At 71.1% G+C, this 25,556-nt stretch carries 22 protein-coding genes and 3 pseudogenes; 12 read left to right on the top strand and 13 right to left on the bottom strand.

Annotated elements, in window-relative coordinates:
- Window positions 1-98: 98 nt before the first annotated feature.
- Window positions 99-1,715, bottom strand: coding sequence for an alpha/beta hydrolase (locus ACFRAR_RS16715; protein ID WP_380698798.1), 1,617 nt, complete (start codon window positions 1,713-1,715; stop codon window positions 99-101).
- 538 nt (window positions 1,716-2,253) lie between these two features.
- Between ACFRAR_RS16715 and ACFRAR_RS16710 the strand changes: the two genes are divergently transcribed.
- Complete coding sequence (locus ACFRAR_RS16710; protein WP_380698797.1) at window positions 2,254-3,699, top strand: TolB family protein; 1,446 nt, start codon at window positions 2,254-2,256, stop codon at window positions 3,697-3,699.
- A gap of 654 nt (window positions 3,700-4,353) precedes the next feature.
- On the opposite strand, the gene ACFRAR_RS16705 is transcribed toward ACFRAR_RS16710, so the two are convergent.
- The 6 genes from ACFRAR_RS16705 to ACFRAR_RS16680 all read right to left on the bottom strand — a co-directional run bounded on the left by ACFRAR_RS16705 (window position 4,354) and on the right by ACFRAR_RS16680 (window position 9,111).
- Complete coding sequence (locus ACFRAR_RS16705) at window positions 4,354-4,608, bottom strand: hypothetical protein (protein WP_380698796.1); 255 nt, start codon at window positions 4,606-4,608, stop codon at window positions 4,354-4,356.
- 11 nt (window positions 4,609-4,619) lie between these two features.
- Complete coding sequence (locus tag ACFRAR_RS16700; RefSeq protein WP_380698795.1) at window positions 4,620-4,958, bottom strand: hypothetical protein; 339 nt, start codon at window positions 4,956-4,958, stop codon at window positions 4,620-4,622.
- 474 nt (window positions 4,959-5,432) lie between these two features.
- Window positions 5,433-5,594: a hypothetical protein gene (locus ACFRAR_RS16695; protein WP_380698794.1), complete on the bottom strand. Its 162-nt coding sequence runs from the start codon at window positions 5,592-5,594 to the stop codon at window positions 5,433-5,435.
- Window positions 5,595-5,671: 77 nt separating this feature from the next.
- Window positions 5,672-7,456 (bottom strand): ABC transporter ATP-binding protein, encoded by a 1,785-nt coding sequence (locus tag ACFRAR_RS16690; protein WP_380698793.1) that lies wholly within the window; start codon window positions 7,454-7,456, stop codon window positions 5,672-5,674.
- A 130-nt stretch (window positions 7,457-7,586) separates the two neighbouring features.
- The gene (locus tag ACFRAR_RS16685; protein ID WP_380698792.1) at window positions 7,587-8,822 is read right to left on the bottom strand and encodes a cupin domain-containing protein; all 1,236 of its coding nucleotides are present in this window, start codon (window positions 8,820-8,822) and stop codon (window positions 7,587-7,589) included.
- Window positions 8,823-8,961: 139 nt separating this feature from the next.
- Window positions 8,962-9,111: a hypothetical protein gene (locus ACFRAR_RS16680; RefSeq protein WP_380698791.1), complete on the bottom strand. Its 150-nt coding sequence runs from the start codon at window positions 9,109-9,111 to the stop codon at window positions 8,962-8,964.
- Between the two features lie 362 nt (window positions 9,112-9,473).
- Here ACFRAR_RS16680 and ACFRAR_RS16675 point away from each other — a divergent pair.
- Window positions 9,474-10,634, top strand: a pseudogene (locus ACFRAR_RS16675) (helix-turn-helix domain-containing protein); the annotation flags it as partial.
- Between the two features lie 559 nt (window positions 10,635-11,193).
- Here the strand turns inward: ACFRAR_RS16675 and ACFRAR_RS16670 are convergent.
- Complete coding sequence (locus ACFRAR_RS16670) at window positions 11,194-11,337, bottom strand: hypothetical protein (RefSeq protein ID WP_380698790.1); 144 nt, start codon at window positions 11,335-11,337, stop codon at window positions 11,194-11,196.
- A gap of 2 nt (window positions 11,338-11,339) precedes the next feature.
- Window positions 11,340-11,671: pseudogene (locus ACFRAR_RS16665) on the bottom strand (DUF4265 domain-containing protein).
- Window positions 11,672-11,857: 186 nt separating this feature from the next.
- On the opposite strand from ACFRAR_RS16665, the gene ACFRAR_RS16660 reads away from it, so the two are divergent.
- The 5 genes and pseudogenes from ACFRAR_RS16660 to ACFRAR_RS16640 all read left to right on the top strand — a co-directional run.
- Window positions 11,858-12,910, top strand: a complete 1,053-nt coding sequence (locus ACFRAR_RS16660) for a LacI family DNA-binding transcriptional regulator (RefSeq protein WP_380698789.1) — start codon at window positions 11,858-11,860, stop codon at window positions 12,908-12,910.
- 203 nt (window positions 12,911-13,113) lie between these two features.
- The gene (locus tag ACFRAR_RS16655; protein ID WP_380698788.1) at window positions 13,114-16,038 is read left to right on the top strand and encodes a polysaccharide lyase family 8 super-sandwich domain-containing protein; all 2,925 of its coding nucleotides are present in this window, start codon (window positions 13,114-13,116) and stop codon (window positions 16,036-16,038) included.
- 330 nt (window positions 16,039-16,368) lie between these two features.
- Window positions 16,369-16,626 (top strand): hypothetical protein, encoded by a 258-nt coding sequence (locus tag ACFRAR_RS16650; protein WP_380698787.1) that lies wholly within the window; start codon window positions 16,369-16,371, stop codon window positions 16,624-16,626.
- A 132-nt stretch (window positions 16,627-16,758) separates the two neighbouring features.
- Window positions 16,759-16,959, top strand: a complete 201-nt coding sequence (locus ACFRAR_RS16645; RefSeq protein ID WP_380698800.1) for a hypothetical protein — start codon at window positions 16,759-16,761, stop codon at window positions 16,957-16,959.
- 71 nt (window positions 16,960-17,030) lie between these two features.
- Window positions 17,031-17,135: pseudogene (locus tag ACFRAR_RS16640) on the top strand (DUF4291 domain-containing protein); the annotation flags it as partial.
- 218 nt (window positions 17,136-17,353) lie between these two features.
- Here ACFRAR_RS16640 and ACFRAR_RS16635 read toward each other — a convergent pair.
- A complete protein-coding gene (locus ACFRAR_RS16635; protein WP_380698786.1) occupies window positions 17,354-18,118 on the bottom strand; it encodes a class I SAM-dependent methyltransferase in 765 nt (254 codons plus the stop codon).
- A gap of 641 nt (window positions 18,119-18,759) precedes the next feature.
- Between ACFRAR_RS16635 and ACFRAR_RS16630 the strand changes: the two genes are divergently transcribed.
- The 4 genes from ACFRAR_RS16630 to ACFRAR_RS16615 all read left to right on the top strand — a co-directional run bounded on the left by ACFRAR_RS16630 (window position 18,760) and on the right by ACFRAR_RS16615 (window position 23,023).
- Window positions 18,760-20,334, top strand: a complete 1,575-nt coding sequence (locus tag ACFRAR_RS16630; protein ID WP_380698785.1) for a TIGR03086 family metal-binding protein — start codon at window positions 18,760-18,762, stop codon at window positions 20,332-20,334.
- A 667-nt stretch (window positions 20,335-21,001) separates the two neighbouring features.
- On the top strand, window positions 21,002-21,247 hold the full coding sequence (locus ACFRAR_RS16625) for a helix-turn-helix transcriptional regulator (RefSeq protein ID WP_380698784.1): 246 nt from the start codon (window positions 21,002-21,004) through the stop codon (window positions 21,245-21,247).
- Window positions 21,247-21,744: a hypothetical protein gene (locus tag ACFRAR_RS16620; protein ID WP_380698783.1), complete on the top strand. Its 498-nt coding sequence runs from the start codon at window positions 21,247-21,249 to the stop codon at window positions 21,742-21,744. Before ACFRAR_RS16625 ends, ACFRAR_RS16620 begins: the two co-directional genes overlap by 1 nt.
- Window positions 21,745-22,015: 271 nt before the next feature.
- On the top strand, window positions 22,016-23,023 hold the full coding sequence (locus tag ACFRAR_RS16615) for a S41 family peptidase (protein ID WP_380698782.1): 1,008 nt from the start codon (window positions 22,016-22,018) through the stop codon (window positions 23,021-23,023).
- A gap of 310 nt (window positions 23,024-23,333) precedes the next feature.
- On the opposite strand, the gene ACFRAR_RS16610 is transcribed toward ACFRAR_RS16615, so the two are convergent.
- The 3 genes from ACFRAR_RS16610 to ACFRAR_RS16600 form a co-directional block, all read right to left on the bottom strand.
- Window positions 23,334-23,558 carry a hypothetical protein gene (locus ACFRAR_RS16610; protein ID WP_380698781.1) on the bottom strand — a complete coding sequence of 75 codons (225 nt, stop codon included), beginning with the start codon at window positions 23,556-23,558 and terminating at the stop codon, window positions 23,334-23,336.
- Window positions 23,555-23,866, bottom strand: coding sequence for a hypothetical protein (locus ACFRAR_RS16605; RefSeq protein ID WP_380698780.1), 312 nt, complete (start codon window positions 23,864-23,866; stop codon window positions 23,555-23,557). The genes ACFRAR_RS16610 and ACFRAR_RS16605 overlap by 4 nt, the downstream gene beginning before the upstream one ends.
- A 372-nt stretch (window positions 23,867-24,238) precedes the next feature.
- Window positions 24,239-25,084 carry a hypothetical protein gene (locus ACFRAR_RS16600; RefSeq protein WP_380698779.1) on the bottom strand — a complete coding sequence of 282 codons (846 nt, stop codon included), beginning with the start codon at window positions 25,082-25,084 and terminating at the stop codon, window positions 24,239-24,241.
- 49 nt (window positions 25,085-25,133) lie between these two features.
- Between ACFRAR_RS16600 and ACFRAR_RS16595 the strand changes: the two genes are divergently transcribed.
- Window positions 25,134-25,418: a hypothetical protein gene (locus tag ACFRAR_RS16595; RefSeq protein WP_380698778.1), complete on the top strand. Its 285-nt coding sequence runs from the start codon at window positions 25,134-25,136 to the stop codon at window positions 25,416-25,418.
- The last annotated feature ends 138 nt before the right edge of the window (window positions 25,419-25,556 follow it).

The raw sequence follows: 25,556 nt of genomic DNA, 5'->3' as shown, positions 1-25,556 counted from the left end.
GACCAGTTGGTGGCGTTGAGCCGGCAGGACTACCAGGGTGACTGGGTGGACCGCCCGGGCCCGTGAGACGTCCGTGGGCCCGCACCGTGGGCGGCTGGCTACTGGCGGGTGCAGGTCGGGTCGGTGTCCGGCAGGCGTCCGCCGGCCAGGTAGGCGTTGACCGTGTCGTCCACGCACGGGTTGCCGTAGATCCCGTACAGGCCGTGCTGGTCGGCGCCCTGGAGGGTCAGCAGGCGCGAGCCGGGCAGCATGTCGTGCAGGGCTACGCCGCCGCGGTAGGGGGCACGGGGGTCGCCGGTGGCGGCGAGGATCAGCGCCCGGGCGTCGCGGCGTACCGGGGTGGGGGCCTCGCGCGGGGCGCCCCAGAAGGCGCAGGGGTTGATGTTGTCGAGCAGCGGGCCGAACAGCGGGTGCTCGGCGCGACCGCGCTCGATCTCGCGCCAGTAGTGTTCGGGGTCGGGGGAGGCGGTACCGTCCGCGCACGCGATGGCCTGCATGGCGCTGCCGTCCGGCGATCCCTGCGGGCTGAACAGGAGTTGCAGCAGGGCGGTGGTGTCCGCGGGCGGGGTGACCGGCCGGCCCTTCGCGGCCTCGGCGAGCATCGCCACCTGCTCGGCGAGGGAGGCCCGTTCCGGGGCGGAGTCGCCCTGGAGTCCCGCGAAGAGCAGCACCGGGACCCGGGAGTCGTCGAGTTCGAAGGCGTCGGCGCCGGTGCCGACGACGAGCGGGCGGTTCGCGGCCGCCGCCACGGTGCGCAGGATCCCGGCGGTCACCTCCTCGCGGGTGCGGCCGAGCCCGTACGTGCCGTGGCGGGCCGCCGCCCACTCCGCCCAGTCGGCGAACGCGTGCTCGAGTCCGGGCAGCTGGCGCGGGAGCAGCGCGGGGCCGACGTGGCGCGGGTCCATCGCGCTGTCCAGGACCATCCGGTCGACGCGGCCGGGGAACATCTGGGTGTACACCGTGCCGAGGTACGTGCCGTAGGACAGACCGAGGTAGGAGATCCTCCGCTCGCCGAGCGCGCCCCGCACCACGTCCAGGTCCCGGGCCGTGTCACGGGTGCTCGCGTACGGCAGCAGGTCGCCGACCGCCGAGCGGCACCTGGCCGCGAGGTCCCGCTGGAGAGTGACCTGGCGTTCGAAGCCGGCCCGGCCGGTCCCGGCGGACTGGATGCTGAAGCCGACGGGCCAGCCGCAGTCGATCTGCGCGCTGCGGCCGGTGAAGCGGGAGTCCAGCCCGACGATGTCGAAGCGGCCGGCGGTGTCCTTGAGGGCGGCGTGCACCCGGGGCGGTGCGCCGAGTGTCGGGCTGCCGGGGCCGCCGTCGTTGAGCAGCAGCGCGCCGATCCGGTGGCGGGTGTCGGTGGCCTTGATCCGGGAGAGCGCCAGTGTGACGGTGCGTCCGCCGGGGTTCGCGTAGTCGAGCGGCACGGTGACCTCCGTGCAGCGGGCGCCGGCCTGTTCGAGTGCGGCACCGTCCGGGTCGTCCGGGCCCAGGACGCAGCCGTGCCAGTCGAGGTGCTGGCCGTAGTAGCGGTCGAGCCCCCGGGCTTGGCCTCCGGTGGCTTCTGCGGCCTGCGCGGGCAGGGCCGCGGCGGCGGCCGCGGTCAGGCAGGCCGCGAGGGCGAGGCCGGTCGCGACGGTGCGCCGCAGGGGCCGGGCCCGGGGCCGGGGCCGTCGGGCGGGGGGAGCGGAGCGGCTGCGCTGGGGGTCGGGCATGGGGCCTCCTCGGCGACGTGGGACTCCTCCGCGCGGAACCAGCCGGGGAGGACCCCTGTGATCAGCCTTTCCTTCTCCGTCCCCGGGCCGGATTCGTCGTGGTGGGGCACCTGGGACGAGGCGAAACGCCTGGACCCCGGGGCCGCCACGGAGACGGCCCCGGGGTGCGAGCACTTCAGCCTAGACGCCGAACTGGCCCCGGAAGGCGCGGAGTTCGTATCGCGCCGTAATTTCGTCCCATCGGCAGCGTCCGACCAGGGCGGTCGGGCGTTCGCCCGGACGGGATGCGCGGGGCGTGCTCACCAGGAGCTGCGGCCGGCGGATCCGCACCCCGGGCGGTCCGGCTCCTCCGCGCCCGGCCCCTGTGCGGACCGACCGCTTTGCCATTCGATTGCCTTGCGGCATACGATCGTTGACGTATTTTACGGTCTCTTTCCCCCTCTCCGTTGACCGCCCACCCCGCCCGGCGCTTGGCTCTCCCCCACGCCCGCCGACGGGGAGAGGAACGGCGGGCCTCCACGAGGGGAGGAACACCGTCATGCGACCGACCATCCGCATCGACAGAGCCCGTGCCGGCCGTCGGCTGACCGGCACCGGGGCCGTCCTGGCCATGGCCGCCGTGCTCGCCCTGAGCGCCGCGCCGGCTCAGGCCCGGCCCGCGCCGCGGGGCGCCACCAGCCAGGTCGTCGTCGGCCTGAACGGCACGAAGCCGAACGGCCCGAGCCAGAGCCTCGGCATCAGCGCCGATGGCCACTACGCACTGTTCACCTCAACCGCCGACAATCTGGTCACACAACCTTCCACCGTCTCCCACGTGTACGTCCGGGATCTTCGCAACGGCCGCACCGAGCGGATCAGCGTGCTCTCCGACGGCACGCCGATGGGCGAGTTCAGCGAGGAGGGGTCGATCAGCGCGAACGGCCGCTACGTCGCCTTCGGCAGTGGCGACCGTACCCCGGTGGACGGCCACACACCCATCGGGGACAACAACGTCTACGTCCGCGACCGGCTGACCGGCCGCACCGAGCTGATCACCGCAGGCGACGGATCGCTCACCCACACCCCGTACACCGCCAACAGCCCGTCGATCAGCGCGGACGGCCGCTACGTGGCCTTCGCCTCCACCCGCACCGACCTGGCGGTCGCCAACCGCCCCGCCTCACTGAACCAGCACCCGCTCGGCGTCGACGAGGTCTACGTGACCGACCGCTGGACGGGCACCACCCGGCTGGTCAGCATCGCCCCGGACGGTTCGTGGTCCGGCGGCACCAACCCGACCATCAGCGCGGACGGCCGCACGATCGGCTTCAGCTCCACCTCCGCCGACGTGGTCCCGGACGCGCGGCCGGCGCCCGGGCCCGGCCTCGCCGTACCGCGTCTCGCCGGGTACTACGTCCGCGACCTGGCCACCGGCACCACGCGGGTCGCCGCCACCGACCCGGCCGGCGCGCCCGTCCGCGCCGCCCGCGACGCCGTCATCAGCCCGGACGGGCGGACCGCCCTCTACTCGCTGTCCACGTCCAGCGCGCCGCGCCGCACCATCAACCACCTGGAGCTCTACGCCCGGGACCTGCGCACCGGCGCCGTGAAGCTGGTCAGCACCCCACTGCCGGGCACCACCACCATCGGCAACTCCGACCACGGCCGCATCACGGCCGACAACCGCTGGGTCTACTTCACCTCCAGCGCCGACAACCTGGTGGCCGGCCCGCAGCAGCCGTTCCTGGGCCCGGACGTCTACCGCCACGACCTTCGCACCGGGCGCACCGAACGGGTGTCCGGCACCCCGGGCGGCTCGCTCGCCAACGGCACCTCGTTCGACCCGTTCGTCGACGCCCGCGGCGACACGGTGGTGTTCGGCTCCACCAGCGGCGACCTGGTCGCCGGCGCCGAGGGCCCGGAGGACCTCAGCCAGGTCTTCGCCCGCACCACCGGGCACGCGCGGGACGGCGACGGCCGCCAAGGCGAGAACCAGGACCACTGACACCATGACGGGCCCGGCGGACCACCGATGCGGCCCGCCGGCTCGTCGCGGCGCACCACCCCCGAGGGGAGGCTACCGGGTGCGGAATCAGGCGAAAGCGCAGCTCATGGAGTTGCGCCGGGCCCCTTCCCGAGGAGGGGGCCCACTGGCCATTCCCGAGACTCTCCTGTTGCGGAGCCAAGAGTCGGCCGTGCTCCTGGTGCGCGCCGCCCCCGCCCAGCCCCCGCCCCGGCCGACGTCCTCCAGGCCCGCCTGTCGAGGTGAATGTCCCGATACCCGGCCAGGTACACCGGAACGTGCCCAGCGGCGGGGCGGCTGCGTGATGCCGGGGCCCCTCGCATGGCCCGTGGCCGTAACTGGGATCATGAGCCTATGTCCGAGGAACCGAATCTTCTCCAGGTCGCCGGGTCTCCGGCCCTCATCGAGGCGCTGCTGAACGACACCGGTGTCGAGGCGGTACGGCTGCCCTGGGCGACCTGAGGGTGACGAAGAAGCCGCTTGGCTTCTGTCCTCCCGGCCTCGGTCAAGGGACCGGGGCCGGGACGGGGGTCAGTTCCACGGCTCGTCGACGGTCGCGGGCCAGATCGCATCGGCTGTGCACCTTGACCACGAACCGTGCGGGCCGTTCATGACCCATCAATTGCCCTCCGAGGCTTATGCGCCGGTGGTGCCCGCCTTCCTTGCCAGGAGGGCTTTTCCTGCCTTCAGCTCAACACGGTGCCCCTCAACCACCCGCGCCATGCGTTCGAATACTGCGGGAGGTTCGAGGTCTGCCGCAATCTCCGGCACGTCGATGTCCGCAACGTACTGTCCAGGTTTGATTTGCGGGCCCGATGGCGGCGTACCCTGCGGATGGGCCACCGCACTCAGGATGTTCCCGTTCCGGTCATGGATCACAGTCAAGAGCATCGATGACCCCTTCACGGAGTGATAAAAGCAATCCATGCGGTGAAGTATCGGATGGAATTTGCACTGGAGTTGCGATATGTCGCCCAAACATAGAATTCATGGAGCACGATGTCTCCGTTAACTGTGGGGACGTTCTCGACAGACATGTCCTGCACCCACAGGGCGGTCCTGGCCTGTACTGTACCGCCTGGCTGAGTTGTATCCGGCGTGCCCGTGACGACGACATCGCCGTTGACGTCGTCGAACGAACCGGCCCAGAAATTTACAACATTTCCAGGAAGAAGACCTTGGCCACCCACGTATAGGGTCGTGTCGTAATAATACGGTCCAGACATTTGAATTGTTGCCATAATGCCGCCCCTCCATTCGCCGGGCTGGCATTTCCTGTGGCGACCGGGACGAGACGACGTTCAGAGGTGGCTGCCGCTCGTCGCTACGCCACCACATCTCCAGGAGAACGCCGTCGGCAGCTCTACGCAACTTGAGCCCGAGGACCGGCTGTTCGCCAGCCCACGGCTGGGCCGGAAAAGGGAGGTGGTCACGCCGACTCCGAAGGCCGAGAACCCCGTTGTGGGGCCACGAGCACGGAAATGGGGGAGGACGACAGGCCGTCCTCCCCCACGCCGGTCTCACACCGCTGTATCCGCCGTCCACGACGTGGTGGCTGCCGGTGACACGCGCACCCCGGATGTGCCGTAGGTCGGCGCCTGCCGCCTTCGTGAGGCCGACGACACCGTGCTTGGAGGCGGTGCAGGCGGTGTAGGCGGTGTAGGCGGGGTTCTCGGGGACGGCTACGGCACCGCCCGGCCACGTTCCCCTGGTACTCAGTCGCGGTCGTCGGGCTTGATCCACCAGATGTCGCCGTAACCGGAGTCTTTGCTGTCGGAGTCGTCGAAAGGGCCCAGGTTCCGGTCGTCGGTACGGAACGAGGGCGGATTCACGGAGCGGACGACGACGATGTCATTCGGGTGCAGGTGCTCTTCCATGGTGACTGGCCCTCCGGTGTTCTCGTTTGTCATCACATTTCGGATCGGCGCGGTGCGCGCCTCTACAGGACTGCTGGTCAGGAGGTGAACGGCTTCTCGCCACGGTCCTCCCTACTCGCCCTGGAGAGCATCGCGTAGGCCCCGCAGTTGTCCAGGAGCTCTGTGTGCGTGCCCGACTCGACGATCCTTCCGTCCTGGAGAACGATGATCCTGTCGGCGTTTCGGATCGTGCTCAGGCGGTGGGCGATCGTGATCGTCGTTCTGCCCTCCGACAGCGCGTCGAGCGCGTGCTGCACCGCTCTCTCGGTGCGTGTGTCCAGGGCGCTCGTCGCCTCGTCGAGAATCAGGATCGCCGGATCCCTCAGGACGGCCCTCGCGATGGCGATGCGCTGTTTCTCGCCGCCGGAGAAGCGGTACCCCCGTTCTCCGACCACGGTTGCGTACCCGTCCGGGAGGCTCTCGATCAGGTCGTGGATCTGTGCCGCCTTGGCGGCGGCGACGAGTTCATCCTCCGTCGCCCCGGACTTGGCGAAGCGGAGGTTGTCGGCGACTGTCGTGTGGAAGAGGTGCGTGTCCTGGAGGACCATGCCGACCGTCGCAGCCAGGGTGTCGAAGCTGAGGTGGCGGACGTCGACACCGTCGATGGTGATCCGGCCGGCCGTGACGTCGTAGACACGGGGAATCAGGTATCCCAAGGTGGTCTTTCCGGAGCCGGTGGCACCGACGACCGCCAGTTTCCCACCGGCGGGAAGGTCGAAGTCGACCCCCCGCAGGGTGGGATCCGCGCCGGCGTAGGAGAAATCCACCTGCTCGAACCTCACCCGGCCCCTCCGGTGGACGAGGGGAATCGGCTCCCGGGGCTCCGCGACCTCGACCTCCAGGTCGAGGTACTCGAACACCCGCTGGAAGAGAGCCAGCGAACTCTGGATGGCGACACCGGTCTGCATCAGTACGAGCAGTGGCCCGAAGAGTCCCTGCTGAAGGGTCGTGAATGCGACGAGGGTACCCACGGAGACCGTCGGCCGGCCGTGATCGCCGAAGATGCCGGCCATCCAGTAGAGCGAAATGGGCATCGCGGCCATGGTGATCGCGACCGCGGACTGCCGCCACCGTCCGGCCATCGCCGATTCGACCGACAGGTCCGCGATCTCCCGTGAACGCCCGGCGAACTCCTGCACGAGGGTCTCGGTCCTTCCCATCGTGCGACCGAGGAGGAATCCGCTGACCGAGAGCGTCTCCTCGATCAGGCTGGACATCAGGGCCAGGAGGTTCTGCCTCCGTTCGACCATCTCACGACGTTCGGCTCCGACCCTGCGGCTGATCCAGAGGAAGAAGGGCAGCATCCCGAGCGATCCCGCAGTCAGTCGCCAGTCCAGGGACGTCATGGCCAGTAGTGCGGCGAGGGACGCGGTCACGTTCGCGACGAGTGTGGCGGCGGTGCCGGTCACCGTCGACTGCATGGCGCCGATGTCGTTCGATATGCGGGACTGCACCTCTCCCGTACGGGTCGCCGTGAAGAACGACAAGGACATGCGTTGCAGGTGGGTGTAGACGGCTCTGCGCAGATCGTCCATCACGCGTTGGCCCAGGGTGACCGACAGGTACGCCTGGAGGACACCGAGTGCCGCGCCGGCCGTCATCAAGGCCATCAGGGTGGCGCTGAGCCCTGTCAGCAGGCTGACCCGGCCCTGGGGGAGCGCGACATCGAGAATCTCGCGCAGGATGAACGGTGGCGCGATGCCGACCAGCGATCCCACCGCCACGAGCGCCAGCATGGCGGCCAGACGCCGCCGGTACGGAGCGAAGAGGCCCGTGATCCTGGTGAGGCGTACCGGTCGCGGGCCGTCGCGGCTACCGGCCAAGAGGATCCTTCCTTTCCGAGTCGGGGGCCATCCGTCCGCGCCCACGGCATCGTTCCCGCAGACGCGGACGGATCGGAACAAGCCGCCGGGCGGGGCCGTGGCAGTGCCGCCCCGGGTGCCCGGTCCTGACTCAGCCCACGGTGAGGAAACCCTCGCGGACCAGCGTCCGCACGAGCAGCAGGCGGCCCGACTCGTCCAGCCTCCCGGTGATCGAGTCGGCGGTGAACCCCGCCTCCCCGCTCTCGGTGACGTACTTGACCTCGTCGGCCAGCCGAGCCGGCAGTTGGACTCTCTTGTCGTGGAACTCCAGCCCGATCGATTCCTGATCGGCCGTCAATCCCCACCGGATGCCGGGACGGCACCGCACTCGTGTGCTCGGACCGAGGACCGGCAGGCTCTCGAGGTCGTGCAGATGCCCGCGGAGCACGGGCTGGGCGATGGAGATCGTTCGGCTCACGGCCCTCTCCGTCAACGCCCGGGGCGTGAGCCGGGCCGTGAGGGCTTCGACCAGCGCGGCGAAGACCGCCTGTGTCTCCTGCTGCAGGTTCCCGTCGTTGGCGAATCCGATGGGCAGGCCTCGTCGGAACCGCTCGTCCTCCTGGACCACCTCCCGCAGAACGTCACCGATCAGCGAGGGCATCCGGACCGGGTGCACACCGATGGTCAGGTGCATCGACGCGGTGTCGTGGGACGTGGCGGCGTGGATGGTGCCGCGGGGAAGGTAGAGGAGGCTTCCCGGCTCAAGGTCGAACTCCTCCTCGACCTCCGGAACCTCGCTGGAGTGGTCGTACTTCTGGCTCTCCAGCGGTAGCGCGTACGGTGCTCCGTAGAGCCGCCAGCGCTTGGTGCCGTACCCCTGCAGGACGATGACGTCGTGGGTGTCGTAGTGCGGGTCGAACCCGCGGGCCTGCCCGCCGGGCGTGAGGTACACGTTCACCTGGAACCGGGCGTTGGCCTCGGCGCTCATCCCCGAGGTCAGGCGTGTCAGCGGTTCCCAGCGACGCTCCAGCGAGTTCAGGACGACGGTGGCCCCGGACCGGTACCGCCGGTAGATGTCCTCCAGCTGGTTGATGCCCGAACCTCCTCCGGACGCGCCTCCCAGCGCGGACACGTGGGTCTCCACACCCTCGGAGATCACCCGGATGTTGCCGAAGTCCGGGCCGGACTGGCTGAGCAGCCGGTCCACGTCGTCGAGCGTCAGGAGGTCCGCGAAGTACCGAGGGTCGTTGCGCCGGATGTGCAACGGCTGCCGCTCCCAGTACTCGTTCCGGAAGGTCGGCAGGGCCATCGGATGGATGAGTCGTGCGAGGTCAAAGGCCGCGCCCGCGCTGTGGGTGAGCGTCCCCTGGTCCGTGTGAGGTGTCATCGAGCTCTCGCCTCTCCTGCTGAGAAATCGCCGGCCGGCTGGAGCCGTTGACCGGCATGGCCGGTGGCGTCGGTGGCGTCGGTGGGGGAAGGGCCACGCCACGAACGCGGCCCTTCCCTCCCCGGTCGGGAACCGGTGATCACCAGGCGTCGCCGAGCCAGCCGTCGTGACCCCCGTGGTCGTTGTCGTCGTCGTCGTCGATGCCGGTCCGGATCTCCTCGGCGGCCGTCGGCGTGGTGCCGATGGAGCGGACGATGGTGATGTCCGCCGGGTCCAGGTTCTTGTCCACAGTGATCCCTTCGATTCGAGTGGCTGCCCCGACGGGCGAGCCGATGGTGCAGAGCTGTTGCACGGACCTGCCGCTGCGCGGTGAGGTCCCAAGGTCTTCCGCTCCCCTGTGCCGCAAGACCCTCTGCGACGTCCCCGCGCACCGCCGACAACTCCGTGGCGGCGCCACGTTGGCACGGTTCGAGTCTTCGGACCCGGCCGGTTGTTGCGCAGCCCTCCTCGCCGCTCGAAACAAAACGCCGCTCCGCAGGCCGGGCGGACCGCTGGAACGGGACAGGCCGTTGAGAAGCCGTTGCTGCGGCTTTCTCCGGCCCGTAGGTTGACGCGGTCAGGTGGTGTCGCCGAGGGGGGAGTGGACACAGGATGGGGCGCCAGGAGAGCCCGCTGGATCCGGCCGCCGGGCCGGTCCAGCGTTTCGCGTCGGAGCTGCGCGAGCTACGCCGGGAAGCGGGAGACCTCACCTACCGGGTCATGGCCGGCCGTACCCGGTACTCGGTTGCGACGCTGTCGCGGGCGGCCGGAGGTCAGCAACTTCCGTCACTGCCGGTGGCATTGGCCTACGTGGAGGCCTGTGGTGGGGACCTCGCGGAGTGGGAGCGGCGTTGGCACGCCGCGGTGCGGGACGTGGCCGCGGAGGACGGTGATGATGCCGATGCGCCGTACCGGGGCCTGTCCCGCTTCGAACCGGGTGACCGGGATCGGTTCTTCGGCAGGGGCAGTCTCCTTGCCGACCTGATGGAACTGGCGGACTCGCGTCGCCTGGTCGCTGTCGTGGGTGCCTCGGGCAGTGGCAAGTCCTCCCTGCTGCGCGCCGGACTGATTCCGGCGCTCCGGGACCGGGGCGCGACGGGCACTGGTCCGGCCGCCATCCGGATCTTCACTCCGGGCCCGCGGCCCGCCTCCGACCATGCCGCGCTGATGGCGCCCGGGAACGGCACGGGCGACACGGTGCTGGTGGTGGACCAGTTCGAGGAGGCGTTCACGCTGTGCGCCGACCCGGCGGAACGCGCGGCCTTCCTCGACCTGCTGCTGGCGGCGTGTGATCCGGACAGCCGATTACGGGTGGTCCTGGCGGTACGGGCGGACTTCTTCGGCCGCTGCGCGGACCACCACGGCCTGGCCGTCGCCCTGCGGGAGGCCACGCTGCTGGTCGGGCCGATGGGCCCGGCCGAGCTGCGGGAGGCGATCGTCAAGCCGGCCGCCGGTGCGGGCCTGATCGTCGAGCGTGCCTTGACCTCAAGGATCATCGAGGAGGTCGACGGCGAACCGGGCGGGCTCCCCTTGTTGTCGCACGCCCTGCTGGAGACCTGGCGCCGCCGCAAGGGAAGGGCGCTGACGGAGGCCGCCTACGAAGTCGCCGGCGGGGTACGCGGCGCCATCGCTCGCACCGCGGAGCGAGCCTACGGAGGCCTGACACCGGAACAGGCCACCACTGCCCGGCGCATCCTGCTGCGACTGGTCACCCCGGGCGCCGACGCGCAGGACACGGGCCGTCCCGCCGACCGCACCGAGCTGGAGTCCCTGGGCACCTGATCGCCCGCCCCCATGACAGACCCCCGCGCCAGAACCCCACCCTCCTGCCCGGCGACGAACGCCCCACGCGGATCGACCCCGCCGCCATCACCACCTGGACCGGCACCTGGGTCGCCCAACTCGCCGCCCCTCAGCCGAACGCATCACAGCCGGCGACCAGCAGATCCTCATCGACCACGCCACCGGCTCCCACGCCCGCACCCGGCCCCACGGCAACAGCGGCTGGACCGCCACCCAACGCGGCCCGCTGCGCCTGTGGGACCAGGTCGAGGAAGCGATCGAGGCATGGCAGGCGGCAGGGGCGCCGCACCAGCAGGAGTTCGGCATCACGATCACCGGCCACGGGCAGCGGGTGTGGGTCGGCAGCGAGGACGGGCCGGGGTGGAACCTGCCGCTGTGACCGCACCCACCGCCCGCCGCTCCGCCGGGGGCTGTGCTTCCACGACTGTCGCCGACATACGACGGCTTCATTTCGGTGAACGCGAGCAGCGGCTGGTGGTAGCGAGCCTCAGACAACGGAGAACCACCCTCAAGCGCCGCGTCCACCAGCTCACCCGCGAACAGCAGACAGCTCACCCGCGAACACCAGACCCTTCAGGAACGACTCGAAGGGGCCCGCTCGAACCTCCGCTTCGCCGAAAAGTGCATCGCCGAAAAGCGCGCCGACGCCCTTGAGGCCGAGCTCGTTGAGCACCGTTATGCGCTCCAGAACGCCTCGGTCCCGCTGCCGACCTCGAAGTGCCACCAACCCTCATCCCGGCCACGGTCCAGGAGCTGTTTGAGCGCACCGAAGCCGGGCGGGATCGGCACTACACGATGGTGCGGTTTCCGGAGGCGCTGACTCGGCCGGCGGCCCAGTGCACTCCGACGGCGTCCGTCTGAAGTCGCACGACATCTCCCTGCGCGACCCCGTCCTGGAGGAACGGGACGTTGTCGACTCGGGCAGTGTCCGTGCTGAGCCCCGTCGCCCGCAGACCCTCAGTGTCCTGCTGGAACCGCCCCTCACGGTACTCGCCCGGATCGCGCATGCCGGCGCCGCCGCCGGCCCCGGCAGCTTCTGCCTGTCCGGCCACCACCTCGCCTACGCCGTGGCGGCCGGTCTCCTGCTCCTTGTCGGCCTCCCGGCCGCCGCCCGCCTCACGAAGCACGGACACGCCGGAGCACCGGCTCGGATACCCTGTCGGACCGGAACCTGCCGAACGGGGGATGCCGCCATGGGCGTGACGCTGGACGATGTGGCACGGGAGGCCGGGGTCTCCCTGGCCACCGCCTCCCGGGTGCTCAACGGGTCGACCCGCAAGGTCGGTTCCGAGCTCGCCGAACGGGTGCGGGGTGCCGCGGCCACGCTCGGATACCTGCCGAACGCGCCCGCCCAGGCGTTGGCGCGCTCGACCACCGCGACCGTGGGCATCCTGCTGCACGACGTCTCGGACCCGTACTTCGCCGCGCTCGCCCGGGGCGCCTGCGACTCCGTGGTGGCGGCGGACCTGATGCCACTGGTGGTCAACACCGACGGCGACCCGGCCGCCGAACTGCGCGGGGTGCGGATGCTGCACGCCCAGCGGGTGCAGGCCATCATCCTGGCCGGGTCCGGCTACACCGATCCGTCGGCGGCCGCCCGGCTGAACGCGGCGCTCGCGGACTACCGGGCCGACGGTGGCTCGGTGGCCGCCGTCACGGACCACGGGCCGGAGTACCACACCGTCCGCCCGGCCAACCGGACCGGCGCGGCGGAGCTGACCAGGGCTCTGCTGGCGCTCGGGCACCGGGACTTCGCGGTGATCACCGGGCCGAGTCGGCTGCGGGTGCCGGGAGAGCGGCTGGCCGGGGTCCGGGAAGCGCTTTCCGAGGCCGGGGTGGCCCTGCCCGGATCCGCAGTGGTGCGGTCCGAGTTCACCCGCGAGGGTGGCCGGCGCGCGATGGCCTCGCTCCTCCGGGGCGACGAGCGGGGCAGGGTCCCGACGGCGGTGCTGGCGCTCGCGGACGTCTGCGCGGTGGGGGCGCTGGCCGCCCTCCGGGAGCGCCGCATCCGGGTGCCGGAGGACATCTCGGTGGCCGGGTTCGACGACATACCGCTGGCGGAGGACCTCAGCCCGCCGCTGAGCACCGTCCGGATACCGCTCACCTTGATGGGCGCCGAGGCCGTTCGGCTCGCGCTCCGTCCCCCGGCGGACACGGTCGGCAGCTTCGACGCGCCGGTCCAGGTGGTCCTCCGCGCCACCACGGGGGCGCCTCGCACGGGGGCACCCGGGGCACCCCGCCGCTGAGGGACGCGACTCCGCCGCCGAGGGGTGCCGGCCACTGCCCGGCGTTCGGGCGCGGAGCAGTCGGCCTCCTCCATTGGGAAAGCGCTTACCAATCTCCTGCCACGCTTCCTCCCAGTCTCCTCCCCAACCATTGACGGCCCTTCGGGAAAGCGCTTACCGTCGTCCCACCCCCGTCCCCCACCTCGCAGGAGGACCACCCCCTCATGCCCGCCGCGCCGAACCCCGCCCTGCTCTCCCGCCGCCGCCTGCTGCAACTCGCCGCCATCGGCACCACCGCCCTCACACTCGGCGCCCTCCCCACCCCCGCCACGGCTGCGGCCGACGCCTACGACACCCTCCGCCTCCGCTGGCGCGACCTGCTCACCGGCACCGGCTTCGACCCGGCCACCGCCCCCTACACCACCACCCTCGCCGCCCTCGGCGACCGGGCCCGCACCCAGTTCCAGGCCATGGCCCCGACCTCCACGTCCCTCTGGCCGGACCTCCCCCTGGGCACCAACTCGGCGAACGTCACCGCCTCCCACACCCGTCTGCGCACCATGGCCATGGCCTGGGCGCAGCCCGGCACCAGTCTGACCGGTGACCAGGCCCTGGCCACCGCGATCACCACCGGCCTGAACCACCTCAACACCACCGCCGGTGCCTTCACCCCCACGGCCACTGCCTACGGCAACTGGTGGGACTGGCAGATCGGCACCCCGCAGGCCCTCCTCGACATCTGCGTCCTGGTCCACGACCTCCTGACGCCCACCCGGCTCTCCGCCCTGCTCGCCGCCGTGGACCGCCAGGTCCCCGACTCCCAGGTGTCGAGCTACACCGGCACCAGCACGGGCGGCAACCGGGTGGACCTCTGCCGGGTCCTGGCCCTGCGCGGCGTGCTGGGCCGCACCTCCGCCAAGCTCACCACCGCCACCACCGCGCTCTCCCCGGTCTTCCCGTACGTACTGACCGGCGACGGCCTGTACGCCGACGGCTCCTTCGTCCAGCACACCTGGGTGCCGTACACCGGCTCCTACGGCGAGGTGCTGCTCGGTGGCCTGAGCAGGCTCTTCGCCCTGCTGGCCGGTTCCGCCTGGCAGATCTCCGACCCGTCCCGGCAGAACGTCTTCGACGCCGTCACCGACGCCTACGCGCCGTTCCTCTACAACGGCCTGGTGATGGACTCCGTCAGCGGGCGGGCCGTCAGCCGGGGCCGTCAGAGCGGCGACCAGTTCCAGGTCCAGCAGGACGACCACACCCGGGGCCACACCCTGATCGGCCACATCCTCCGCCTCGCCGACTCCGGCGCCGCCCCGGCCGCCCAGTCCGCCGCCTGGCGCTCCGCCGTGAAGGGCTGGCTCACCCGTGACTACTACCTCCCCTACCTCTCCAACGCCTACCTCGACGTCCCCGAGCTCGCCCGCGCCCAGGCCCTCCTGAACTCCGCCACCGCAGCCTCCCCCGAGCCGCTCGGTGCCCGGGTGTTCGCGATGGACCGCGCCGTGGTCCGCCGCTCCGGCTGGGCCGCCTCGCTCAGCCTCTGCTCCGCGCGCACCACCTTCTACGAGACCGGCAACGGCGAGCACCTGCGCGGCTGGCACACCAACAACGGCATGCTCTCCTGGTGGGGTGCCACCTCCGGCAACGGCCAGTACTCGGACGCCTTCTGGCCGACCGTGGACCCGTACCGCCTCCCCGGCACCACCGTCTCCGCCAAGCCGCTCGCCGACGCCGCCGGCGGCACCTGGGGCGCACCCCGCCCGGACTCCACCTGGGCCGGCGGCGCCACCGACGGCACCTACGCCGCCGTCGGCCAGGACCTGCGGGGCCTCTCCTCCACCCTGACCGGACGCAAGTCCTGGTTCCTGCTGGACGATTCGGTGGTCTGCCTCGGCGCGGGCATCAGCTGCACCGACGGCACCCCGGTGGAGACCGTCGTCGACAACCGCAACCTCGGCCCGGCCGGCACCCACGCCCTCACCGTGGACGGCGCGGCCCAGCCCACCACCCTCGGCTGGTCCCAGCGCTTCGACGGCGCCCGCGCCGTCGCCGTCGCGGGCTTCGGCGGCTACGTCCTGCCCGCCGGCACCACCCTCCAGGCGAAGCGCGAGGCCCGCACCGGCAGTTGGCACGACATCAACACCAACGGCTCCACCGAGCAGCTCACCCGCCGCTACCTCACCCTCTGGTACGACCACGGCACCAACCCCACCGACGCCGGGTACGAGTACCAGTTGCTGCCCGGCGCGACCGCCGCGGCCACCGTGGCCCGGGCGGCCGCCCCCACAGTCACCACCCTCGCCAACTCCCGTACGGTTCAGGCGATATCCGACTCCGCCTCGGGTGTCACCGCCGCCAACTTCTTCGCCGCCGGCACGGCCGGGCCGCTCACCGCCTCCGCCCCCTGCTCGGTGCTGGTCCGCGACACCGGCAACACCCGCACCGTCACCGTCGCCGACCCGTCCCGCCGGGCCGCCACCGTCACGCTCACCCTCGCCGGCACGGGCCGCCCCACCGAGGCCGCCGAAGGCGTCAGCGTGCTCTCCACCGAGGGCGCGGTCACCCTCCTGGTGGAGCTCGGCGGCACCCAGGGCACCGGCCGCACCATCACCCTCACCACCGCCTCCGGCGCCCCGGCGACCGCCACCGCGACCCTGCTCGACCCCACCCAGGACAGCTTCGTCCGCGACGGCTCCTACGCCACCACCAACTACGGCACCGCCACCACCCTGACGGTCAAGAACACCAACACCACCGACAGCGGCTTCAGCCGCCGCGCCCTCTTCACCTTCGACACCACCGCCGTCCCCGGCACCGTCCGCCGCGCCGTCCTCTGGGTCCACGGCGCGGTCGCCGACTCCGGCGGCACCCTCGCCACCCTCCAGGCCTTCACCACCGCCCCCACCCCCTGGACCGAACCCGCCGTCACCTGGGCCAACGCCCCCGCCCTGGCCCAACCCCTCGGCACCGGCCGGATCTCCACCACTCCCGACTGGATCCCCCTCGATGTCACCCCCGCCGTCACCCCGGGCAACCCCTCCCTCACACTGGCCCTCTTCCAACCCCTCGCCACCGTCGGCCTCGCCGTCAACCTCGACGCCCGCAGCCACACCACCTTCCACCCCGTCCTGGAGGTGATCAGCTCCTGACCGGCCACCGCCGCACCATGGCACCGTGAACGGCCTGCCCCGAGGACCGGTTGAGCGCGTACAGATGCCCCCGAGGCGGTGGCCTGGGGTCGGGCTTGTGAGGCTCGGTCGGTTGTTCCTCCGAAATGATCGGGTCAGCACTCATGCAGTGGGGCGACCTACTGGTGATGGGCGACCGAGGTTCGATGTCGCACCGGGTTCGGTGCGAGGGGGAGGGGCAGCGGCACAGCGTGGCGGTAGTGGCCGGCAGGCAAGCCCGAGGGGCCGACGACGCCGGCCGAGGCGGTTCGGCTGGTCGTCGCTGAGGTCGAGGACAAGCATGGTGTCCTGGTGGAACGCGTCGTCGTCGGCGACCGCCCGCTCGACGAGTGGCCGGCCTACCTGGTGCTCTTCGAGAACTGGCTCCGCCGCGCCCTGGGCGCCTTCGAACCTGACGAGGACCGGCAACTCGTTCGCCGCTTCGCGACCTGGCACGGACTGCAGCAACTTCGGCAGCGCGAGGCCCGCGAGGCCCTCACCCCGGACCTGACAGCCTGTCCGCGGCACGAGATCAACTCAGCACATCGCTTCCTGGCCTGGGCTGCGTGAGCAGGGCACCGCCCCGCAGACCCGCACCCAGGCCCACCTCGACACCGGGACCTTCCTCCGCGACCGCGCGGCAGCCCTCCTTCTGACCCTGTCGGTAACCGCCCGGGCCAGCACACCCACTCGACCTACCTGATGAACCAACTGGCCGGCAACGGCATCCACTTGCTCGGCACCCGGCTCGACGCCATTCGCGCCCTGGTCCAGTCAATGCCACCCGCCGTCGCCGCCCAGGCCCTGGGCTACACCTCCGAATGCGCCGAAGACCACGCCATCCAGGCTGGCGCCACCTGGGCCACCTATGCCTCCCACCGACACCAAGCCCGAAGAGCCTGACCTCACTCAGTGCTCAACCAGCCTCATCCCACCTGGTAATTCGATGGCGCGAAACGCACCCGACATCGACTCTGGTCACCGTGTCAGAACCCAAGCATCAGATCCGCGCCCTCCACACGGCCACCACCCTGACGGTCTACCAGGCATACGCACCGGAAATCGGCCTGTCCGCCGCCTGAGACTGCAGACTCCTCGTTCCTGCGCCGCCCGCCTGGGCAACTCACGATGATCCAATACGCGATGCCATCAGTATCTTGGGGGGTGCTGCTCGAACGGGAGTCTCAATATCGGGTGACTGCGGTGGGTGCCGGGCATGAGGAGGCAGCGCACTTGGTCGTCTCGGCGCAGGCCGTCGCGTGGGGCTCGCCGTGGTCCTCAAGGCGGAATGTCGCCGCTACTCGGATCGCCGACGCGCGAGATGGACGATGATGTCGGCGGCGATCTCGACTGTCTCGGGCAGGATCCGCGTGATCGCTTCGTACGCCTGCTGTCGCCTCGACCGCGGCAGTTGGATATACGCCGAGACAGTCGACAGGTAGCCAACATAGTCAGGAGCGCTCATCGTCAGGCGCCGCTTGATGACGGACTGCTGAACGTCGAGGAAGAACGGAGACCGTTGCAGCTCCGTGCCCGGCCACTGCATGGCCTCATCCGGAGCAGTCCCGTCGGGAGATGGAACCTCGTCGCTTTCCAGGAACGGCGCCCGTGCCGCACGCACAGCGTCCTCGACAGCTGGGTCAGCCAGCTGAACCGGGCCACCGAATGAGGCAACCACGCCCTCTGGATCCAGTAGCGCGGCCACGCTTGACCACCGACTCTCCGGGCGTGTCCAATGCAGGGCTGCCGCCGCATAGACCAACCCGTAGGTCTCGCCTGGCCGCAGGTCCTCGAACGCGGCCCGGACGGTCGTCACGTTTGCGGGCACCGTCTTGCGAAGCTCGGTGAGCATGGCTGCGTCGGGTTCCGTGGCCGTGACCGCGACCCCGTGCGCGGCGAACAGGCGGGTGGCTTTGCCTGTCCCCGCACCGATTTCCAGGGCCGTCCGAACCGGCCGGCCCGCATACGCGAGCACCAGGTCGAAGAGCTCTTCGGGATACCCCGGCCGGAACCGTTCGTAGGCCTCCGCAATCGCGCCGAAGCTCAGTGCACGAGTAGACATGCCGAGCATCCTGGCACGACCGGGACAGACGGCGCTTGGCAATACTCAGTGGCCCTTGGCCTTCCGGTCTTGAGCGGTGTCCATGAACGGAGGTCTCGTTCGGGTGAACCCGGCCGGTGCCGGACATGAGCACAGGACCTCTTGGTAGCTCAGAGGGTGTCTACGCCAACGAGCCTTCCAGGAGGCTCTGTTGTCGCAGTTGTACGCCGTCGAGCCGGCCGGGTGAAGTCCGGTCACCCTGCCGTGTGGGTGCCGAACGGGCACCGGCGGTGTCCGGCGGTTGAGGAGAGGGCCTGGGTGGAGGGCCGGTCGCCGCTGGCGGCGGCTGGGTGGGCGGATGCTGAGGGTGCGGCCGCCGTGGTGGTGGACCTCGTGGCCCGCGCGAATGCCGGGGTTATGGGTGTCGCCCGCGCGGCGCTGCCGCAGCGGCAGCCTCGGTGGATACGGCGAGAGAGTCGCACGTCAAGCAGCACAGTGAGCGGCAAGTAGCGTGCCGGATCGCATCGACCTGTGGTCGGGCAGTCGCAGCGCAATTGCTGCGCCCCGGCTGCCCGACCACGCGACCGCCGCCCGACGGTGGAGGGCGAGGGGCGGCCTGAGTGGTTGACTCTCCCACTGTGGGAGAGCTGAGGGTCGGGCACATGCACGTCGACGACAGGGCACTGTGGAGCATCGGAGAGGTCGCGCGGAAGACCGGGCTGTCGGTGAAGCTCATCCGACACTGGTCCGACATGGGGCTCGTCCCGCCGGCCGGGCGGACGGCCGCCGGATACCGCGTCTACGACGCCGGCTCTCTGGCTCGACTGGGACTGGCACGGACGCTTCGCGACCTCGGACTCGACCTCGCGGCGATCCGTGGGGTACTCGACCGCGAGCACACCTTGGCGGAGGTGGCCGCGGTTCACGTCGACGCGCTGGAGGCACAGATCCGCACGCTGCGCTCGCAGCAAGCGGTTCTGCGCTCCGCCACCCGCCGCGAAACCACTGCCGAAGGACTCGCCTTCATGAACCGAACGGCCCGACTGTCGGCCGCCGAACGCCGCAGGATCATCCACGAGTTCGTGACCCGGACTGTCGCGGACCTCGACGTACCGACCTACCGCCGTGAACTGCTGGCCGCCACTCCGGACCTGCCCGACAACCCCACGGACGAGCAGGTCGACGCCTGGATCGAGCTGAGCGAGCTGGTGACTGATCCCGCTCTGAACTCCGGAATGCGGCGCATGGCGCAGTACGCCGCCGAGCATGCCCCCGGCGAACACGACGACACCACGCTCCGGGACGCACGGCAGGTCGCCGACGACTGGGCGGAGCGGGTGGACACAGCGCTACGGGAGGGGATCGCCCCGGACTCGCCGGCAGCCGACCCCGTCGTCGAGGCCATCGTCGCGGCCTGGATTCCCACACAGGCACGGACCCTCAGCGAGGTGCGCACCGACGGCGGACCAGCCCGGCGCCTGCTACTGGAACAGCTCGAAGTCGCCTCCGACAGGCACGTCGAACGGTACTGGCAGCTGCTGTGCACCATCAACGGCCAACCCGCGCGGCCGAGTATGGCAGCGGTCGGAGACTGGCTGAAGACCGCGCTGCGCGCGAATCCCGAACCCGGGGCACGCGCGGAACAGCTCGGCGAACTGTACGACGCCGGGGCCGACGCCTGGGAACCCGCGGGCCTGCTCGACGCCTGCGAGAGAGTCCTGTACGCCGTGAGCGGCGTCGTCTCCGTCGTGGATCCGAGCCTGTTCGACCGGCCCACGCCGTGCGCCGGCTGGGACGTTCGCACCCTGCTCAACCACCTGGTCTGGGAGAACCTGCTGTGGTCGGGCCTGGCCGACGGCGTACCTCGATCCGACGTCACCGCCGATCATCTGGGAGACGATCACGTCGAGGCGTTCCGTGCCGCCGCGCAGAGCGCACGTGCCGCCTTCCGCCGACCCGGCATGCTTGACCAGCGGTACGGGCCCGCACCGGGTCGACGACTTGTTGAGCAGTTGGTCGTCGAGATGCTGGCCCACGGCTGGGACTTGGCCAAGGCGATCGGACACCGGCGTGATCTCGTCCCTGACCTCGCCGAGTCGGCCCTTCCGGTGGTACGGGAGATCTACGGCGGTCTGCCCCGAACCGCAGGCGGGTCGTTCGCCCTGCCCCAGCCAGTACCCCCAAACGCGACCGCCCTCGACCGTCTGGCCGCCTTCCTCGGCCGCACCGTCACCTGAAAGCCCCAGCCCACGCAGACCAGGCCCGGTCGCACGATTCGGCATCGGGCCCGGCGCGAGGCCGGTGGCACCTCGTGGCGCAACGCCGGCGGGGCCGGCCGACCGGGGCCGGGGAAACAACCGGGCGTCGTGGCCGTTCGGGGCGGTGTGCGGCGCGGGCACATGGCATGCGGCGCGCACCGCATCCGCTGATTCTCCCGGCGGCGCCGGCCGGGACGGCGGGCGGGGGCCGGCGGAACCCGTCGTGCGTGCCGAGGTGCGGCACGCCGTCGAACTGCCGCGGCCGTCCTGGCTGGGCCGGGCCGTGCTCCGGCGTGGCGCCGCCGACCCGAACGGCTCGACCGCCGCGCAGCGGCTCCGACGTCCTCGGCGCGCTCGGCGTCCTCAAGGCGGCCACCGTCGGCCGGCTCTGGCGACTGCCGTGCCCGGGGCGGTGGCGAACAAGGCGGTCCGGCAGGCGCTCGGCGATCTCGCGCTGCACGGCCGGGTCGTCCTCGGCGCCCGCCCGGGCCCCGCCGTGCCGGAGCCCGCCGTCCACGCCGGGGCGTGGCGGGCCGGCGGAAGGCCGCACGCCGTCCTCGCCCGGGGCCGCCCACGAGTACGCCCGTGGGCGGCCGGGTGTCCCCGACTGTTGTGTCCCTACGCTCAAATGTAGTACTTCTTATACATGAGTGAGCAGGTGTACAACAGGCTGGCCGTCGTCAGAGCCGAGCGGAAGGTGTCGCGGCAGGCACTGGCGCAGGCCGTGGGTGTCCACTACCAGACCATCGGCTACATCGAGCGCGGGCAGTACAACCCCAGCCTCGACCTGGCCCTGAAAGTGGCCCGGTTCTTCGAGCTGCCGGTGGAGGCGCTGTTCTCCCTGGAGCCGATCCAGCCGCTCACCGACGAGGTCTACGGGAGGAAGCAGTGATGACCACGACGCGCTACGACCGGCGGATGTACGCCGTGATGAACGACCGCCGGGCGGCCGCGGCCTACGCCACCGTGACCCGGCGCCGAGTGCTGGTGGGCGCGCACGTCGCCCTCACCGTCACCGGGGTCGGCGCCTGGATGTTCGGGCCCGGACTCGGCCCGGCCGTCGTGCTCGTCGCGGTGATGGTCCCGTGGATCCTGCTCACCGGGCTGCTCAACGGCTCCACGTGCGGACTCCTCGAACTGCGGGGCCGGATGCTCGACGAGCGTCAGCTGGTCGAACGCGACCGGGTGCGCGCCCTGGCACACCGCATCACCCTGTGGCTGCTCGTGGCCGCGGTCCTCGGCACTGCCGCCTACGGCTTCCTGGCGGACGCGCCGGCCCGGGCGGCCGTGACCCCCGTCCTGATCGGTGTGTTCGCCGCGCACTGGATGATGCCGCTGTGGGTGGCGGGGCTGCGGGTGCGGGACGAGCTGGGCGACGACGAATCCTGAGGCCGGCCGCTCCCAACGGGAGTCAAGCAGAACAGCCGAACCCCGCCCGGTCGCCGCGCCGATGGTTGCGACGGTGCGGGCGGCAGCGCGACAGGGCTGTCGGGGCCTCGTACCAATGCCGTGCAGATAGGGCGTGGGGGCCAGTGCCTCAACCCCTGGAACGAGGGCGGAGATCAGGCTGGAACCATACCGACCACGGCCGAGTTCGACGCCCTCTGATGATCGCGGCCTAGGAAAGACAGCTGACACACGAACCGGTCAGGGGGAACATATGAGTTCACGACACCACTGGGTGATAGCCACCTGGGCCGCGGCAGTGCTCGTCGGCTGCGCCCCGACGCCGACGCCGCAGGAGGGCGCCCGCCTTTCGCCCGAGGCCCGCGGCTACCTCACCGAGGCCCTGGACCTCATGCAGCAGCAGTCGCTGCGCAGGGCCGAGGTGGACTGGAAGACAGTCCGCGCCCAGGCCTTCGACCGCGCCGGCGAGGCCCGCACCCCTGCCGAGACATGTTCCGCCATCAACGGCGCGCTGGGCGCACTCGGCGACCACCACAGCCGCTTCTTTCCACCCGCCCAGGCCGGCCAGGTCGAGGGCGACCCCGACGTCGTCAACGCACCGACGGCGCACCAACTCCCCAACCGGATCGGCCACCTGGCGCTTCCCTCGGTGAACGGCTCGGACCGCACCTACGCCGAGTATGTCCGGCAAGGTCGCGCCGCGGTCGCCACGACGGACCAGGTAGGCGCTTGCGGGTGGGTGGTGGACCTGCGCGACGAGACCGGCGGCGGGATGTGGGCGCCGCTCGCGGTGGCGGGGCCGATCCTCGGGGACGGCCCGGTCGGCGGCTTCGTCACCCCGGACGGCAAGCGGGCCGTGTGGTCGATTCGAGGTGGCGTGCCCTACCTGGACGACAGCCCGCAGGCCTCCGCCGAGGGCGTCACCCCGCTCGCCCTCCCCATCCCGCCGGTCGCCGTGCTCACCGCCCGGAGGACCGGCAGCGCGGGCGAGGCCGTCACCATTGCATTCATCGGCCGACCGGCCACCCGAAGTTTCGGCCAGCAGACCTTCGGGGTGCCCACCGGCAACGCCCCGCACCACCTGTCCGACGGCGCCGTCATCCTCCTCACCGGCGCCGCCGAGACAGACCGCACCGGCCGCGTCCATGACGGTCCGATCCGCCCCGACGAGGAGATATACCCCCCTGCTCACAAGGGCACCGACCCCACCCTGGACGCCGCCACCGCCTGGCTGTCGACCCAACCAGCCTGCAAGAGCTAGGACCGGGTGGATTCGCGGTATATGCGGCCTGCCCCGCTCGGAGATGGGCGGCACCGCCCGGGGCGCCGCCCACCGCGGTGCAGCCATCGGTTCCGATCCACTGCTTCCCGCCGTCCCACACCAGGTAGGAGCAGCGGTAGCCGGGGGCCGGGGCGGCGTAGGCGGAGACGGTCGGGGCCGGCATCGCAAACCCCGCCCCTTGGGCGGGGCCGGTCGGCGGTCACCGGCCTGGCCGTGTGGCGGTGTGGCCGCTGGTGCCGGGTGTTCAGTCGCAGGTGTTCAGCATCTCGCCGAGCCTGGTCTTCTGGCGTCAGCCGTTCCGCTGCCGGAGCGCCCGGACGCCGAGGTCGTAGGCCATGGAGCCGAGGGCGAGGACGACGAGCGGCCACACCAGCGGGGAACCGGGTGACACCGTGCTGGACAGCAAGGCGCCGGTGACCGAGCCGGTGCCGGCCATGGCGATGCAGGTCGGTGCGGCGGGCACGCGCAGCAGCAGGCCGCGCTCCGTCTCCGGGGCGGGCGGGCGGCGGCTCATCGGGTCACGTCCGCCGCGGCCGGGGCGCGCTGGGTGTGCCGCTCGCCGAGGCGGCGGAGCTTGCGCCGGACCCGGTCGCCGTAGGCGGTCGACAGGTCGGCAACGCCGGCGGCCTCGGACCAGGTGCCCGCCCCCTGGGCCCAGTAGGCGGCCACGGCCGCTTCCCGAGGGTCGAGCCCGCGCAGCACCCTGTGGACGTCCTCGTCGCCGAGCAGGTGGTGCAGGGCCAGCTCCTCGGCGCTGCGGTGGTCGGTGAAGGAGTCCTCCAGGGTGATGCCGGCGGCGATCACGTTGCTGGAGAGGTACACCCTGCCGCCCTTCGCCTTCCGCTCCCACAGCGGTGTCCAGCGCCGGTTTCCCGGCGGGCCTGGTGGAGCGCGATGTCGGCGGTGTAGAGGGCCGTGTTGCGGGCGTGGCCGCCGGCGAAGAGCCGAGACCGGCCGCCGCGCGCTGTGCCACCTTGGCGGTGCCGACGGCTTCGCGGGGACGCCCCGTTGTGTGGGCGAGCAGGGACAGGCAGGCGAACGCGTGGGCCTCCAGGCCGAGGTCGTCGGCCTGGAGGGCACTGGCCAGGGCCTCGGTGTGCAAGGAGCGGGCGTCCTTGGGTGCGTCCGGCAAGGACGGCTACCCGGCCTACCGCGTTCGGCTTGCCAGGTGGCAGCTGCCGCCGACTGAAGCACTCACAGATGCTTGTCCTCGGACGGGCTCTGGGGCGGGTTCATCTCGTCGTGGCGCGCCTGTATGCGCGCGATCACGCGCTCCTGCCCAAGCTTCTTCGCTTGACGGAGCTTGGCTTCGGCAGCGAGCACAGGAACCCAGAACAGCCAGCCCCACAAGCTGAAGTCCAGCACTCCACTCCACACCAGTGCCTTGTTCGTGCCGACCGATGCCACGATCGTCAGCACATACGCTTCGACCCGGTGCGCGAGCAGCAGGCGTAGTGGCGCGTTCCGGGCCCCCTGTAGCAGCTCGACGGCTGCGGCAAGTTCAGCGGCCTGGAGGTCTTCACCTGTGTCCTCGCTGGACTCGCCACGAGCGGCTCGCCGTAGCGCGTCTGTCACCAGCACGCTCTGCTCCGCTTTGGCTGCCTGCTGAGCTTGCCCTTGAGCAGTGGCTGCCTTCAGGTCGTCCCAATAGCCCCGTCCGGCCCAGCCCATCGCATCGTCGACTCGCTCTCGCTCGGCTGACCCGGGCGGGGCCAGCTCGTCGATCCTCTCCCGCAGGACCACCGCACGTCGCGCCCGCCCCGGGTAGTCGAAAGCGTCCGAGCGAAGGCAGAGCTCCAGGTACGACACCAGGAGTCCGAGATCGTCCGCTGCCAGTGCGAGGCCATCGCGATATGCGGCCTCAGCCTCGCGATCGTGGTCATCCTCGTCTTCTGCGGCATGCGCCTGTCCGAGCCAGCGGAAGAGGACCGGATCGGGTCCGCACTCCTTGAGCCCCGCCTCCGCCGCAGCTCTCACAGCCTCATGGCCACCCACTGCGAAGAGCTCCGAGCATCTCTCCACGTACTGCTGCCGTTCCATGTTCCCACCCCAGCCATCTGACACCACGTGATCACGAACACCAGGTCAATTGTGCACCCAGCAGCTGAAGCCACTTCTCGTCGCGTACCTGCTCGCCGGGCGATCTTCTGGCTCTGGCTTTGATCAGGTGAACGGTTCTGTCCCGTCCCCGGCGGTAACTAAGGGTAATGGTCGTCGTCGGCGCGACACGCGCGATGTCAACGAGCTTGTGGATGTGGTGTTTTCCTGGCGGATCGCGGTGTCCGGCAAGGGCGCCGACTTCGACCAGCGGGTGGTGGTGGTCACCCCGTACAGCCCCATGGTGCTGCCCGGTTGGGCCGACGGCCCAGGGTGAGGCGACCGCCCGGACCCTTCGGCGGGCCACCACCGGCCGGTGAGGTGGGTGTCGGCGAGGAGGGGCGGGCCCGGGGGCGGCCCCCCCCCGGGGGAACCGGCCGGCCGCCCCCCGCCATACAATAACAAACCCCCGAAA

The sequence above is a fragment of the Kitasatospora sp. NPDC056651 genome (assembly GCF_042792155.1).
Classification (GTDB): Bacteria; Actinomycetota; Actinomycetes; order Streptomycetales; family Streptomycetaceae; genus Kitasatospora.
Note: the sequence above shows the minus strand (reverse complement) of the source record. Positions and strands in the feature narration are given on the sequence as shown.

Excerpts from the sequence above, each read along its gene's own strand:
- ACFRAR_RS16715 (WP_380698798.1), bottom strand. The coding sequence starts at position 1,715 with ATGCCCGACCCCCAGCGCAGCCGCTCCGCTCCCCCCGCCCGACGGCCC.
- ACFRAR_RS16655 (WP_380698788.1), top strand. The coding sequence starts at position 13,114 with ATGCCCGCCGCGCCGAACCCCGCCCTGCTCTCCCGCCGCCGCCTGCTG.
- ACFRAR_RS16610 (WP_380698781.1), bottom strand. The coding sequence starts at position 23,558 with ATGAGCCGCCGCCCGCCCGCCCCGGAGACGGAGCGCGGCCTGCTGCTG.
- ACFRAR_RS16660 (WP_380698789.1), top strand. The coding sequence starts at position 11,858 with ATGGGCGTGACGCTGGACGATGTGGCACGGGAGGCCGGGGTCTCCCTG.
- ACFRAR_RS16625 (WP_380698784.1), top strand. The coding sequence starts at position 21,002 with ATGAGTGAGCAGGTGTACAACAGGCTGGCCGTCGTCAGAGCCGAGCGG.
- ACFRAR_RS16630 (WP_380698785.1), top strand. The coding sequence starts at position 18,760 with ATGCACGTCGACGACAGGGCACTGTGGAGCATCGGAGAGGTCGCGCGG.
- ACFRAR_RS16600 (WP_380698779.1), bottom strand. The coding sequence starts at position 25,084 with ATGGAACGGCAGCAGTACGTGGAGAGATGCTCGGAGCTCTTCGCAGTG.
- ACFRAR_RS16700 (WP_380698795.1), bottom strand. The coding sequence starts at position 4,958 with ATGGCAACAATTCAAATGTCTGGACCGTATTATTACGACACGACCCTA.
- ACFRAR_RS16705 (WP_380698796.1), bottom strand. The coding sequence starts at position 4,608 with ATGCTCTTGACTGTGATCCATGACCGGAACGGGAACATCCTGAGTGCG.
- ACFRAR_RS16695 (WP_380698794.1), bottom strand. The coding sequence starts at position 5,594 with ATGGAAGAGCACCTGCACCCGAATGACATCGTCGTCGTCCGCTCCGTG.
- ACFRAR_RS16615 (WP_380698782.1), top strand. The coding sequence starts at position 22,016 with ATGAGTTCACGACACCACTGGGTGATAGCCACCTGGGCCGCGGCAGTG.
- ACFRAR_RS16635 (WP_380698786.1), bottom strand. The coding sequence starts at position 18,118 with ATGTCTACTCGTGCACTGAGCTTCGGCGCGATTGCGGAGGCCTACGAA.
- ACFRAR_RS16685 (WP_380698792.1), bottom strand. The coding sequence starts at position 8,822 with ATGACACCTCACACGGACCAGGGGACGCTCACCCACAGCGCGGGCGCG.
- ACFRAR_RS16710 (WP_380698797.1), top strand. The coding sequence starts at position 2,254 with ATGCGACCGACCATCCGCATCGACAGAGCCCGTGCCGGCCGTCGGCTG.
- ACFRAR_RS16645 (WP_380698800.1), top strand. The coding sequence starts at position 16,759 with ATGAACCAACTGGCCGGCAACGGCATCCACTTGCTCGGCACCCGGCTC.
- ACFRAR_RS16620 (WP_380698783.1), top strand. The coding sequence starts at position 21,247 with ATGACCACGACGCGCTACGACCGGCGGATGTACGCCGTGATGAACGAC.